Origin of the sequence: Microcystis panniformis FACHB-1757 (genome assembly GCF_001264245.1) — a bacterium.
Classification (GTDB): domain Bacteria; phylum Cyanobacteriota; class Cyanobacteriia; order Cyanobacteriales; family Microcystaceae; genus Microcystis; species Microcystis panniformis.
Map to the genome: position 1 here is coordinate 694,906 of NZ_CP011339.1, position 13,596 is coordinate 708,501.

10 protein-coding genes are annotated in these 13,596 nt (G+C 37.8%); 3 read left to right on the plus strand and 7 right to left on the minus strand.

The window, feature by feature from the left end; translation table 11 throughout:
* Positions 1 to 12 precede the first annotated feature (12 nt).
* The 7 genes from VL20_RS03380 to VL20_RS03410 all read right to left on the minus strand — a co-directional run bounded on the left by VL20_RS03380 (position 13) and on the right by VL20_RS03410 (position 11,390).
* Positions 13 to 348, minus strand: coding sequence for a nucleotidyltransferase domain-containing protein (locus VL20_RS03380; RefSeq protein ID WP_052275615.1), 336 nt, complete (start codon positions 346 to 348; stop codon positions 13 to 15).
* A gap of 130 nt (positions 349 to 478) precedes the next feature.
* Complete coding sequence (locus VL20_RS03385) at positions 479 to 1,135, minus strand: type I restriction endonuclease subunit R (protein ID WP_249264894.1); 657 nt, start codon at positions 1,133 to 1,135, stop codon at positions 479 to 481.
* Positions 1,136 to 1,163: 28 nt separating this feature from the next.
* Complete coding sequence (locus VL20_RS03390; RefSeq protein ID WP_284525990.1) at positions 1,164 to 3,371, minus strand: LamG domain-containing protein; 2,208 nt, start codon at positions 3,369 to 3,371, stop codon at positions 1,164 to 1,166.
* Between the two features lie 49 nt (positions 3,372 to 3,420).
* Entirely contained in the window at positions 3,421 to 7,425 is a 4,005-nt protein-coding gene (locus tag VL20_RS03395) for a hypothetical protein (RefSeq protein ID WP_284525991.1), read from the minus strand.
* Between the two features lie 1,060 nt (positions 7,426 to 8,485).
* The gene (locus VL20_RS03400) at positions 8,486 to 9,673 is read right to left on the minus strand and encodes an RNA-guided endonuclease InsQ/TnpB family protein (protein ID WP_052275617.1); all 1,188 of its coding nucleotides are present in this window, start codon (positions 9,671 to 9,673) and stop codon (positions 8,486 to 8,488) included.
* A gap of 209 nt (positions 9,674 to 9,882) precedes the next feature.
* Positions 9,883 to 10,482, minus strand: a complete 600-nt coding sequence (locus tag VL20_RS03405; RefSeq protein ID WP_052275618.1) for a hypothetical protein — start codon at positions 10,480 to 10,482, stop codon at positions 9,883 to 9,885.
* Positions 10,483 to 10,778: 296 nt separating this feature from the next.
* A complete protein-coding gene (locus VL20_RS03410; RefSeq protein WP_052275619.1) occupies positions 10,779 to 11,390 on the minus strand; it encodes a calcium-binding protein in 612 nt (203 codons plus the stop codon).
* A 242-nt stretch (positions 11,391 to 11,632) separates the two neighbouring features.
* Between VL20_RS03410 and VL20_RS03415 the strand changes: the two genes are divergently transcribed.
* From VL20_RS03415 to VL20_RS03425, 3 genes are all read left to right on the plus strand, one after another.
* Positions 11,633 to 12,688: a hypothetical protein gene (locus tag VL20_RS03415; protein ID WP_284525992.1), complete on the plus strand. Its 1,056-nt coding sequence runs from the start codon at positions 11,633 to 11,635 to the stop codon at positions 12,686 to 12,688.
* 124 nt (positions 12,689 to 12,812) lie between these two features.
* Positions 12,813 to 13,073: a hypothetical protein gene (locus VL20_RS03420; RefSeq protein ID WP_002758926.1), complete on the plus strand. Its 261-nt coding sequence runs from the start codon at positions 12,813 to 12,815 to the stop codon at positions 13,071 to 13,073.
* Complete coding sequence (locus tag VL20_RS03425; protein WP_012264691.1) at positions 13,060 to 13,470, plus strand: type II toxin-antitoxin system VapC family toxin; 411 nt, start codon at positions 13,060 to 13,062, stop codon at positions 13,468 to 13,470. The genes VL20_RS03420 and VL20_RS03425 overlap by 14 nt, the downstream gene beginning before the upstream one ends.
* Positions 13,471 to 13,596: the final 126 nt, after the last annotated feature.

Sequence of the window (13,596 nt, forward strand, 5' to 3'; positions counted from 1 at the left end):
GATTTTCTATTTTCATAGAATTATTCCCTCTTTACGAATATTCCTAAGCAAAGGACCAGAACGATGAATGAATCGGTATTCATCCATAAATATACAACTGATTACCGAATCTTTTTCTAAAGATAAACTGGCTATAATGGAGCCAGTTTTTTCAATTTCTTCACTGGCATTTACTTCTCCTTTGAGAACCACTAAGACATCAATATCAGAGTCTGGATGCGCGTCACCCCTGGCCTGAGAACCAAACATGATCAACTGTTTAAGGCGATCACCGTAATGATTTTTTAATTCTCGTTTCAGTCGAGCGAGAATGGTTTTTAGGGTATCATTGACAATCGTTAATGTCATGCTTAATCATTCTTTTAGGGTAGGGGTTGAATTAGGAGGGTGCTGCCCTCGGCAGCTCCCTTCGATACGCTTTCCGCATTTTAACATAGGACTAGAATAAAGAGCGATTATTTCAATATCTTTTAATTTCTTAATCCGTCATATTTATGATCATAATTTTAGCAATTTGTTTGAGAATTTGCAAGATATCCTCTAACTGATTTCTCCGGGGTAAAAGCAGGGAAAAAATGTTAGAAAAGTCATATTGAGGAACGCCTTGGATCAGCATTTTAATAAACATAAATTCATCACCGTTACCTATCAAACCATAGACAGGGATTTGAGGGTTAGGATTTGCCATCATGTAAGTCATTATTTGCGGTAATGCAACGGGAAAAGCAATGGTAGATTTAGACTCAATGATTAACACCCACAGTTGTGGAGCAATAATTAAAGTATCAATTCTCCCCCGTAAGATTTCCTCCTCTTCTTCTATTTCTAGTTCAACACTTGCTTCCGTGGTGACATAGAAAGGTTCATCATATAAACCCGCCAAAGTTAGTAAAGGAGAAATGAGTAATTGATTGATCACTCCTTCTGCTAAAGGACTTCTCTCTCTATGGCGTTCAAATCGTCTTTTGATTTGCTCTAAGGTTTCTTTTTCTTGAGTAGTTAAATCAGGTAAGTCCTGTTGCCATTCATTAAAAAATTGATCGTTATCTGTAGCAGATAAATTAAACTTTTGCTTTAGAACAGCCAAGGTGGTGATAGTTTTAGAAATTGGGTAAGTCTGTATCATGCTTAACATAATCTTTTGTTTAGTTTATCGTTCATAATTATTCATTTAATGTAGCTCCAATCCTCCAAGCAAAAATTCGATAGCTACCTTTGAAAAAACGTTGACTTTTCCTTTCCGGTCCATAAGTTGAAGTATTGTCTGCAGCAAAAACGGCCTGTCCTGCTGTTGCAAAATCAAAAGTATTATGGTCTGGCATCAATAAATAATAACCACAATAGCTATTTTGGAAGTCACCATCATTGACTCTACGAAGTGTCGTTTTTGCATCCCATATTCTGCCATTAGTATCTTTAAAAAGAATTTGAGTAACTAATAAGAAAGTTCCTAAGTTATGCTCTTTCTTATAATTTTTATTTATTTCAACATCAAACCAACCACTATCATAATTGGCAATAAGTTGACCTAGAGAAAATTTGCCTGTGATCGCTGTATCTCCCTTTACTTTCAATTGTTCAGTCCCTGGAGTAATACCCATGCCAACCTTGCCGTGCTCATCAAACAAAATGGGTGATTTTTCTATCGTACAAATAAAAGTTCCATCCCAATAACCCGGAATATTTTCATAGCGTATATAAAGATTGGTCTGACCAGAAGGAAGAGAAGAAATGATCTTACTAATTGTTAATTCAATACCCTGTTCCTGTCGTAACTCAACGTTTTCTTCATTTTGATTAGTTATTGTCCAAGTTGGCGATTCTCCTTGAGTCTCTTTAACAATTTTCCACTCCTCTATATGTCTTGCCGTCAGTCGAAAATCTGTTCCTTGAATCCCTATTCCTTGTACTTGACTTGTGGTTCCCAAAGCCCAATCTTTATTCTGCCCTTCTTCTTGAACATCAAAAGAGATAATAAACTTAGAGGCATTATCCCCCTTACTATCTGGAATCAAAGGAATAGATTTATCTTTTAATACATTAACAATTCGCAAAGTTAACTTATTTGTCGTTGTGCCATCATTCAAAATCCGATTAGAGCCTACAAAACTGACATGAAGCGGAATATTTTTCTTACCCCGATGATCGATAACACTGAGGTTTTTTTCTCGGTAATAATGAGTTAAAGTCTCTCCTTGATAAGTAAACTCTGGACATAAAAACTCAACTCTGGTTGTTCTTGCCCCTCCCGCTGCTGAAGCACTGACGTTTGGCAGGGTTAAAGTAACGACCTCATTAGCTGATAAAGTAGTATTAGTTGTTAAGAAATAGAGAGAAACTATCCCATCTGCTTGAGTAACAGGATGACTCATACTCCAATTACTTTGAGGTTTTAAAGCCAATTGCTGTAAAGATTTAGGTGATAGAGTATCAGGTCTAAATCTTAATTCAAAATGATAATTATTTTGACTGACTGCTCCACTTTTTGCCAGTAAAGTAATCCCTTGTTCTGTATTATTAGCAATTTCTAAAACCAGTTCTTCTCCCTTAGTATCATTTTCAATAAAGATAATGGACTCTTTATTGTCCCCTTCATATAAGTCAAAATCAAGAGGATAGGCAAGATTAAAAGCGGCGATCGCAGTTAAATCATCATTCATATCCTGTTTAATTTCTTCTGGGAATAATGCCTTATTATAGATGCGGAGATGAGCAATTGTTCCCGCAAAATAGTTAGCATAAGCTTCATTGCTTCCTCCTCTACGTGCTAGATAAAGAGGTGAATCATTTTGTGTTTGAGATTGGGTTGTATCATCCGTACTATTTTCTTCATGTCCATCTAAATAAAGCCGTAACTTGCTACCTTCTTTCACAAAAGCAATGTGATAAAATTGCTCACTATTAAGTTGGGTTGTGGTGGTGACAGCGGGATTATTAGAACCATCATATCTTGCTGCATGGATTCTTTGCTCATTACGCAAATATCTGATGACATAGGGATAACCTCCACTACCATTCCATTTTTCAATAATATCGTTGTCACCATTGGTTTTAAATGGTTGTTCTTTGGCTATTTTTATCCAACTGGCAACGGTAAAATCTTGATTAGTTGCAAAGTTAATGTCCTCTGAATTAGGAATTTCTATATAGTCTTGTCTTCCATCAAAAATGAAACAACTGCCAAAATGTTCATCACTCACAACTTGGGGACTACCATGAACACTATATTGGTTCTCAGTAGAAGCCGAAATATTCTCACTTAAAGCTGAAACATTCTCGCTTAAAAAAGCACTACGAACTATTTGATTGTCTGCATCGGGGATAATGGTATCTAGTTTTAGATGTAGAACTAAGTCATTAGTGTTACTCATAATTGATACTCCTTGATTTAAAAAATTAACGGGTGAATTTTGAATAAACTTACGGATTAGGACTATTAGGGTTGGGTGGCTCTTTTTTGGTGCTTAACTTTAACCATCCCTCTCGAATTTCTTGCTTGCCAGAGAAGATAGCATTAACATTAGTTTGACCTATTTTATCGGCAGTTGACCATTGTTCCTTTTCTTTCTCCAACCATGACCACTGATAACCAACTTCATCAGGTAAAGCTAAATTAATTTTACCATAATCTGTCAAGATAGGAGCAGAGAAGAAAGTAATTTCTATTTTCTCTAACGCTTGTTGATATTGATCCGGGGGAATATCAATTGATTTCGTCGGTAAAATTCCAGTAGTTGCGTGAACTTTTCCTCTGGGATCGATGAGCATAGTCAATAAAGTGGGTGAATCTTTTAGATTAAGATCAATATGCCAAGGATTGTTACCATTATGAAATTTAATAGCCGGATGATTAATTCCCTCTAAATCACTTTGAGGGGCATAAAATACATCCTTGAGACTTCCATTATCCCCTTCCAACCAATAACCTAATAAACCATCATTTAACTGTTTATATTCCCCTAAACGAATTGGAAACTTGACCTTTTCAAAGCCATCCGTTTCTCGGAAATTACGTCTTAAGTCTTGCCAAAATCCCCCCCAATCTTGGTTAATAGCTGGAAGTCCCTCTAATTCCAAATTTAAAGAAGCTCTGACTAGGGCAATAGGTCGTCCCATTAACAGTGCTAAACCTTGATTTTGCGCTGAATTTTCGGGATCAATGTTTTCTAAACCACTATCTAAAGCCGAAATAAAATTAGACAAAAATTCTGCCCCCTGCTTAATAATATAGTTAATCACTTTTTGTAAATGATCATCAATTTTATCAAAGGGGATAACCGTATTTTCCCCCGGCGCAGCCTGCCATTTTGCTAATTGATTAATCGAACCCAACGCCTTACCTTGATTATCATAGATAGCGAGACTATTATCTAAATTATTAGGCAATATCCAGCCACAAATAGGAGTAGTAGCTGGATGACTATTCATTTCCTGTTCCCCTTCAATTGCAGATAACCAACGGAAATTAATACGCGCCGGTTGTACCAAACGAGGGGGTAAAGATATCAGATAGGGACTGCCTGGAGTCGTCATCTGTTCAGGAGTGATAATATTTCTAATATCTAAATCCTTCACTTGTCCAAAAGTATCCACCAACCGTAACCGCAAAATCTTCATTACCCCTGAGCGAATTGGGTTAAAATCATTTAAAGGTTCTGGCGCACTACGGACACTTTGTTGTACCATTTCTTTTATTTCATTTGTAAAAGGCTGATAATCATTAAATCCTAAAGGATCAGCAATAGGTAACTGTAAGGTCTGTTTGTGCATCAATAAAGCCTCGTTAAACCCTCCTAAAGCTTGAGATAGACAATTTAGGCTTAAAAGATTTTGATAAGCTCTAATGGCAGTATAAATGGGGTCTTTAGCTTTTTGATCCGAGAATAGATTAGTGAAAATTAAATTAGGATTACTAGGATCATAACAGGGTTTTTGCTCATACCAAGCTTGAATGGCTTGAATCTTTTCTTGTTGGTCTAAGTTGGTCAAAGAATTTGGTTTGTCCTTATACCAATCTTGGATTCTTTTTTGGTAAGCTTCTTCTTGTTCAGACAGGTTTAGTTCGTAATATTCTTTAGCCTCATCAGGTAATTGTTTCTTTAAATAAACTTCTATTTTTTCCTTAAGCTTAATTCCGGCATGGGGTGTTAAAATACTCCGACCACTATAAACATTAGCAGCTTTAAGAACAGCCCCCTTTCCGTACTGTAAAGAAAGCTCTGGCTCGTTTTCTTTCAAGGTATAATTACCCGTAATAAACTCAGCATCATATTGATGATTATAGATGCCATGATTACAGCCATTTTGGAGTGGAAAAACTTCTACCTCCCACTCTAGTAAAAACGGATGCCAAGGTTGTTCTTCCCAAGTGTTAAAGCCAATATGTTCCCCTTTTTTATTGTTTGCTATCTGATCAATTTTACCGAGAATAGACGAAAATCCATTGAGAAAAATGTCCTCTTCCTGTTGTAAAATCTCACATTCTAACAGTCCATCATCCCTCAATCTTCCATCTTGTCCATGGCGAATGGTGGGTTTTACCCCTTCCCCCGCCATCAAGACAACTGGTTCTGTTGGTTGCCAATAACGGGAACCGGCAATAGGTTTCAGGGTATAAGGTGGTGGAGCTTTTAAAATTAGCTGAGGGAAAGAAACTTCTAAAAGCAGACGATTGCAACGGACTAATTCTTCTTCGTTTTTAGTAAAAATTAAATTTAAGGCATCTATAATTTCTCCTTGGTTTTTCCCTGCAATTTTACTGGACAAATCGGGGATTAACTGCTCAATTCTTTTAATTGGCTCTGTTTCGTTTTTAGTAAAAATTAAATTTAAGGCATCTATAATTTTTCCTTGGTTTTCCCCTGCAATTTTACTGGCCAAATCGGGGATTAACTGCTTAATTCTTTTAATTGGCTCTGTTGTTCCCTGTTCTAACTGATTAATCAATTTTTCCCAGTCTAAAATATCACTAACTTTTAATTTACACTGGGTAATATTTACTTGAGTAATCGCCTGTTGTAATTGAGTTAAAGATTTATTCAATAACTTTTCATAATTCTCTAGATCATTCAGTTTTGCCTTTAAAGGTTCAATTCCCTTCTCCTCAATATAATATTTAACTTCATCAATATCAGGATACTGAGCGGTGCTACCTTGGGGGGGATAAGCACTTAACATATACTTATACCAATCAGAAAAGAGTTGCCGACGCATTGACTCAATTTCATCGAAAGTGCAGTCATATTTCTGTTGAGAGAGATTAAGCTGATTCAGTTTAGGAGCTATATTATCGGGTAAAGTAACTTCGCTCTGAGCTTGAGCATCTTCAGCATTTGCTGTTGTAGTGTTTGTGCTTCCTAAAGTAATTGTCCATATTCTGCCAGATGAGACCGCATTAAACCCTTTTTCATGGCGTGCTTCCTCAAACTTAGCCGTTAGATCAAACTGCCGATGTTCTAGACTAGAAGATAGGGTTAAAGCTTCTAATTGATCTTCAATAATAGATCGAGAATTGTTGTCAATTTTTTGACCTAAATAAGCGGATAATGCCTCCGTTCCCGTATTTCCTACAGCCACTTCTACCGAAATTTCTCTCTCTGTATTGGTTGGAGACGCAAACTTTAAGCGGGCATAGCAAAGCATTCTTTGAGGTATTTGTTCATTGCTTTTAACGGGAATGTCCCACTTGAATTCTTCTTGTATCGCTTTGATTAATTCTTGTGTAGTTAATTGAGATTTTGATTTGATGAATTGATTGAAATAATCCTTTTCTAATTGACGATACCACCCAATCACATCATACTGTAAACTATCAGTAGGTTGAGGAGAATAATCATCATAAAATCCAAAAACGCTGTGACAATTGGGATAAAAAGCCGCAAAAGTCGGTTCACCATAACCTACGGCAGTTAATAAGGGTAAGTATTCAGCCTTGGGATCATTTTCTAACCAAGCTTCTATAGGCAGTTTGCGACCTAAATAGCGAAATGGTTGATGATTACCATTACCATTTTTTATCTCAATGGGATAAACAATACTACCTAACTGCTCCCCTTCTCCTTCCCGATAAAGATAATCACTCTCCACTACCCATTGACGTTTTTTGCCGTTAAGAGTGCGTGTTACTAACCAGCGATTAGGAACTGATGGGAAAACTGTCTTTTTATCGCTATCTTGAATCCCTTTTGTTAAAGCATCGGGTAACGCCCAATGTAAATGGATTCCCGCTTTCAGGTAGAGATTTTGATTTTGAAAGGGTTGGGAAACAATCTCCTCGCTGATATGAGCAATATTCGGATTTACGTCTCTTTTTCTATTAAAATAAGGAACTATGCTCAAATCTGCCATCGCCTCTACAACTAGGCGATCTCTTTTCAGATAGAGAGCATCCAAATGAATAGGAATCATTAAAATACTATTGACCATGTTCTAATTAGGATTACAAGCATTTACTGTTGCTCTGATTCTAACAGGTTTAGTTTTCTAATGTTATAATGTTTAGTGTTTATTCACAAATCAGATTTATTTTTTCGGGTGCATCTCATAAGTAGGGTTGGCTGAATAAATCTAAAAACCGATGCTCTAAGTAGTTGGACAAAAGTAAAGTTAACTGTGGGGTAAGGAGTCGGTCGTCGGTCGTCAGTCCCGATGCCAAAGTTGGCACCGCCAAGCCTGAAAGTGGTACTTTTCCCTCCTGCCCCCTGCCTCTTTCAAGTCGGTCGTCAGTAAGAATTGCGGCAATTTACATTTCTTAAGATAGACAACAGAATTTATGTCAGACTACTTAACAAATATATCTTGACCACTATTCCTTGCGCGATAAACGAGCTTCGGCGGGTCTTGTTGCCAGAAAAAGTATGGGTCTTAGGAACTAGGACTCCTGCTTGGGTCGGGACAGAGCCTTGCAACCAGGAAAAAGCTACTAAGTGAGACATAATTTCTTAGTCTCACTTAGTAGAGGATGTTGGGTTTTACTTCCCGCAACCCAACCTTGTATCTTGAGAAGCAGGCAACCCGTCCCAACCTAGGTAAAAAATACCGCTTTGTAGCTTGGGTGCCTATATTCTGAAAAAGGGCTTGTACATCCAGTTCAACCGAGGTGCTTGACACCGTTAGGTAGCCACCGGAGCCACGCCGTCATCCCGAGGATACAAGCTCGAACAATCGCGCTTAGGCTTTAAACCTCCTATTCGCAAGGACGAGTATTCAAAGGGACAAAATAACTCAATCCTAGTAACGCTCTTCTGGGACTTTCGGAAATCCCTAACCGAATCCAGATTCTGAAACCCTTGGTTGACAAGTGATGGCTAACTTTTTTTCTAATAAAAACTCAAATTTAGGGTTTCTGTTAGTTAGCGATAGCTTGAAGGCTTACTCCATAAGAGAGCTAGGGTTTAGAGACTGTAAGACTTTTGCCAGACTCCCTCCAAGAGCGTTATAAACTTTGACATCCTCACCGCCGTAAACGGACGGTGATTCCCAAACCTCACGATTTAGGTTTCTGCTTCTTTCCCGAAGGATTTTTCGCACCTGCCTTAACAGATTTACTCTGTTCTGGTCTTATGGTCGCTCTACAGACTGACACCGCAAGCCCTGCGGCCAAAATATTTTTACTCGCGTTAATATCTCGGTCATGGTGAGTCCCACAGTCTGGACAATCCCACTCTCGAACATTTAACGGCATTTTTTCAGCAATATACCCGCAATTACTACATCTTTTAGAGCTAGGAAACCATCTATCTATTTCGATGTAGTTTCTCCCATACCAACGGCATTTGTAGGCTAATTGTCTAGTGATTTCTCCCCAACTAACGTCAGATATTGCCTGAGATAATTTCGGGTTTTTGACCATATTCTTGACGGCTAAATTATCAACCACAATCGTTTGTTTTTCACGAACTAATTGAGTGGTTAGCTTATGTAAATGGTCTTTTCTACTATCGGTGATTTGAGCGTGAATCCTTGCTACTTTGATTTTTGCCTTTTCCCGATTTTTTGACCCTTTCTGTTTTCGAGAAAGACTTTTAGATGCTCTTCGCAGTCTCCGATAATGCTTGTTAAAATGCTCAGGATTAGATACTTTGTCACCATCGCTGGTAATCACAAGGCTACTAATTCCTAAGTCAATTCCGATGGCTTTATCTGTTACTGGTAATGGCTTAATTGTTGGGTCATCAAATCTTATTGAAATATGCCAACGTCCAGAAGGATGTAATCTGACTGTTACTGTACTTGGTTCACATCCGTCTGGTATTTGTCTTGACCATCGAATAGGTAAAGGTTCTGTGCATTTGGCTAAATAGATTTGTCTGTCTTTAAATTTAAAGGCTGATTTGGTAAATTCGGCACTTCCTCCCTGATGTTTTTTCTTAAAGTTAGGATACTTAGTACGACCAGCAAAGAAATTGGTAAAAGCTGTTTGTAAATGTCTTAACCCTTGTTGTAAAGGTACACAGCTTACTTCGTTTAAAAAGTCTAATTCTTCTTGTTTTTTCCAATCGGTTAGCATTGAAGAAGTTTGAGCGTAGCCTACTCTTTCTTGCTTTTCGTACCATGCTTGTGTTCGTTCGTGGAGAGCTTTGTTGTAAACTAATCTTACACAGCCCAATGTGCGCCGCAATAGCGACTCTTGTGTTGGTGTGGGGTAAAATCGAAACGAGTAGGCTTTTTCCATACCTCACGTTTTAGCATATATTTCGTAAACGATGCTCATATTTAACAGTAAAGCCGTCGTAGAACGACGGGGTTTCAGACCCAAAATTTTCGATGACACAAGAAAAAACATGGGTGGGGAGCGATGTCAGTAAAGATGTTCTAGATATCTATCTGCTACCCCAAGGTCTCAGCTGACAACAACCCAATAGCGAGCTACAATATCTGCGATCACTTTCTGGCTTTGCGGATAGCACTCCCTAGTATTAAACCCCCAAGGGTAATATAAGCAAGAACGCTGCTGGATTCTGGAGTCGTTCTTTTAGATGCAACACGAATCTGAACAAGAACATCATCGTCATCATCATCTACAGTGAAAGATGCAGCGTCATCAAGATGAGCTAAGAAGATATTAGTATCTAGTAACTCAAATGTATTTCCTCCGAAACCAAGGCTATTATCTAGATCTGAAAAAACTATTTGTGAAGCCCTATCTGTGCCTCCAATTGTAGCGAAAAAACTTTGACCATTCCAGTTAGTTAGAACCGCCAGTGGAATTGGTTGATCTGGATTAAAAGACCCCAAAAAAACCTCACTGTTTGTTGATGGATTATTCGGCAATCCTGAAAGAACCGGAACAAAGTTTTCTGAAGTAGTCCCAAGACCAAACTCAGAATTGGCACCAGCACCACCTCCTAAGGATTTAACGTAAATATCAACCTGATCAGGAAATTTAAACTCTGCTGCACTGCTTAGATTAGTAATACCGCCAACGAATAAAGCAAGAGCAAAAGTAAATAAGGGATATTTGGGGTTGCAGGGATTGAACATTTTTGTTGCTCCTCAAAAATTAATTCTTTTTTTGTTGTTCGTTATCTGGCTCTTCTGGTTTATGTGTGGAAACGAAGCCTATACTGATAGTTTCTTCGGCAAAATAGTCGTAAAAGTCCTTCTCAGTCAACATTTCACGATTCCATAAGCAAAAATTATCACACAAAGTCGAGAAGAGCCGTTATCTTTTGTTCCTTGAGAACAAGGTTCATGCTTTTAGTTTGACCAGTGAGCAAAAATTCCCCAGTCGTCTGGAACAGGCGAACCAAAAGATTCGCCCGCCCACTCCCAATTAGTTAAATAAGCTGAACATCGAAAGAGACAGCAAACCCGGCGGGGCGATTTTCAATGGTTGCGAATTGTTGCCCAAGAAAACTTAACCCACCTGTTAAGCTATTGTAGTTAAATTGGCTAAGGCTACTAGCATTAAATCCGGACTTACTGATTTGGATGACATCGCCCTCTATCCACTGAAAATCCTTGATTACGTCAACTCCTTCTAGAAGAGAACCGAAAAAAAAGGCATCGGCACCAGTGCCGCCAGTGAGGATATCATTGCCATAGCCGCCATAGACAAAGTCATTCCCAGCGCCTCCTAATAGAACATCGTTGTCGGCTCCGCCAAAGAGATAATCAGTGTCGTTTCCGCCTGATAAAGTGTCAGCACCCGCTTCGCCAATGAGCAAGTCACTACCGTTTCCGCCGAAGACATTGTCATTTCCAGCGCGGCCGAAGATGATATCTGCACCATCTCCACCATCAATGTAGTCGTTGCCTATTCCACCGTCGATGTAGTCGTTGCCTCCTTGGCCGTAAATGCTATCATTCCCTTCATTCCCGTACATGGTGTCATTACCGAAACTGCCGAACAAGAAGTCATTGTAAATTGTACCGTTGTAAACTGGCATTAGCTGTCAACTCCTGTGAATTAATTAAGTTGATGATTCAAGTCAAACATTCAGAGCAAATAACATTCAATAGATACTGAATAACAAATTGGTATCAGCCAACAACTCTAAATAACTCTAAATAGCTCTAAATAACCGTACATAACTTTAAATAACAATTAATAACAGTGCTTTCTCTTTCTCATCAAAATATTGACAAATCCGAGAAAATGATGTAATCTCTAAATATCTCCATTAATTTTTTGATTATTTTTGAACTAAAAATGGTTGGCATTCCTGACAGGATAGGAACTAAAGATAAAGACCTATTGCAAAAAGCATTTCTAAACCAGATCTTGCAAAGTACTGGTTTGATAAAAAATCAAGATCATAGTTGTTTATTTCAACTTCTATATAATCCAAAAAATCAAGATAAAAAAAGAAGTGAAATTGTCGAAATAATGAAAGATAAGCATAATCTTCATTATACGGAAGCAACTATTAATGAATATGCGAAAAGAATTAGGAGAATAATGGTAGATGTGTTTAAACAAGCGATGATAGACGATGGATTAGAATTAAGTGTCAATTTAATTACTACTAAATATGAGAAGAAAGGAAAACCTCAGAATTCAATTGAACCTCATCAAGTGACTTATCAATGGTTATGGGAGAAAAAATTTCCTCGGATGGGTTGGGAATTAGCAAAAGAAGTTGCTGCACCTGCTTGTAATAAGTTAACGATGCTGGATATTAATGAAAATTTTGAGGGAGAAAAATCCCCTAATGGAGGAGCCTCAAACGGGAGTTCAAAAAGGGGTCTAGTTATGAATGGTACTGTAATTAAGCCAGAGCCAGATAAGGGTAATTATATTTATCTTAACAAGCCCCATTATTTATGGGTTAATTTACCTGACAATGGTCAATATTTATTATTAATTAATGAGACGGTAGAAGGAAATTTTTATCTCTTTAGTCCTTCAAGAGCATTTGCCTATGTTCCTTATACTAAGCTGTCAGAAGGACTTCGTTTACCCCCGTCTGAAGGACTAGCTCGATTTTTCCAATATGATGCAGTAGGAGATGAATATTTTCTGGCAATTGTCACAGAGCAACCCATTGATTTATCTTGGGTTAATGGGGAATCTGACCCTACAGATATTATTTTAAGTCAAGAGCGTCTTGAGGAGATATTTATTAAATTGGGTCAACAGGGTAATAGTGAAGTGTTTTATAAGCGGTTTAAGGTGGTGGAACAAACAATTAATTACTCTGAGCAATCGGCAACAATAATCAACAACAAAAACTTAGTTTATTAAAGGAGGATAGTAACATGAATCAAGCCATAATTAACCAGATACAATAGTATAACTAGATCGCATCATGCCAGCAATCGCCCTTGCCCATTGTCAACAGTAATTGCCCATAAAATAGGAAAAAACAATGCAAATTTCTATTCAACTAGACGATGAACACGCTCAAAAACTAGCCTATATTCAACAAACCACCCAAGAAAATACTTTAGAAACCATTCAACAAGCCATTGAACTACGCTATCAACAACTCCAAGAAAAAACACACGATCCCCTAGCTAAATTAAAACAAAGTTCCTTTATCGGTAGCTTTGAAGCAGAGGCTGACTTTGCCGAAAACTCAGAAAACATTTTGCATTCACTCCTATCCGAAAAAAATGATCATTGCTGATACAGGATTCTTTCTCGCTCTTGGCAATCGAAAAGACAAAGATCACTCGTTAGCCATTCAAACTATTTATAGTCAAAATGAAGCCTTAATTACCACCTATCCTGTTATCACCGAAACCTGTTATTTACTCTTAGCCAGAATAGGTAATCAGGCGCAAATCAACTTTTTGCAGGGATTGGTTAACGATAACTTTGAAATATTTCATTTACAAAATCATCATATTGAACGAATGATTGAATTAATGGATCGTTACGCTAACTTACCGATGGATATGGCAGACGCTTCTTTGATTGTATTAGCAGAGCATCTAGGACATGGAAGAATATTAACTGTTGATCGTCGAGATTTCAGTATCTATCGTTGGAACAATACGGAGGTTTTTAACAACTTATTGTAGGAGATATTTATTCAGGTTAATCAGGGTAATAGTGAGGTGTTTTATAAGCGGTTTAAGGTGGTAGAAAAACCCATTAATCACTCTGATCAATCAGCAACAATAATCAGCAACAAAAACTTAGTTTAT

Coding starts and splice junctions, on each gene's coding strand:
- VL20_RS03380 (WP_052275615.1), bottom strand. CDS start 348: ATGACATTAACGATTGTCAATGATACCCTAAAAACCATTCTCGCTCGA.
- VL20_RS03385 (WP_249264894.1), bottom strand. CDS start 1,135: ATGTTAAGCATGATACAGACTTACCCAATTTCTAAAACTATCACCACC.
- VL20_RS03390 (WP_284525990.1), bottom strand. CDS start 3,371: ATGAGTAACACTAATGACTTAGTTCTACATCTAAAACTAGATACCATT.
- VL20_RS03395 (WP_284525991.1), bottom strand. CDS start 7,425: ATGGTCAATAGTATTTTAATGATTCCTATTCATTTGGATGCTCTCTAT.
- VL20_RS03400 (WP_052275617.1), bottom strand. CDS start 9,673: ATGGAAAAAGCCTACTCGTTTCGATTTTACCCCACACCAACACAAGAG.
- VL20_RS03405 (WP_052275618.1), bottom strand. CDS start 10,482: ATGTTCAATCCCTGCAACCCCAAATATCCCTTATTTACTTTTGCTCTT.
- VL20_RS03410 (WP_052275619.1), bottom strand. CDS start 11,390: ATGCCAGTTTACAACGGTACAATTTACAATGACTTCTTGTTCGGCAGT.
- VL20_RS03420 (WP_002758926.1), top strand. CDS start 12,813: ATGCAAATTTCTATTCAACTAGACGATGAACACGCTCAAAAACTAGCC.
- VL20_RS03425 (WP_012264691.1), top strand. CDS start 13,060: ATGATCATTGCTGATACAGGATTCTTTCTCGCTCTTGGCAATCGAAAA.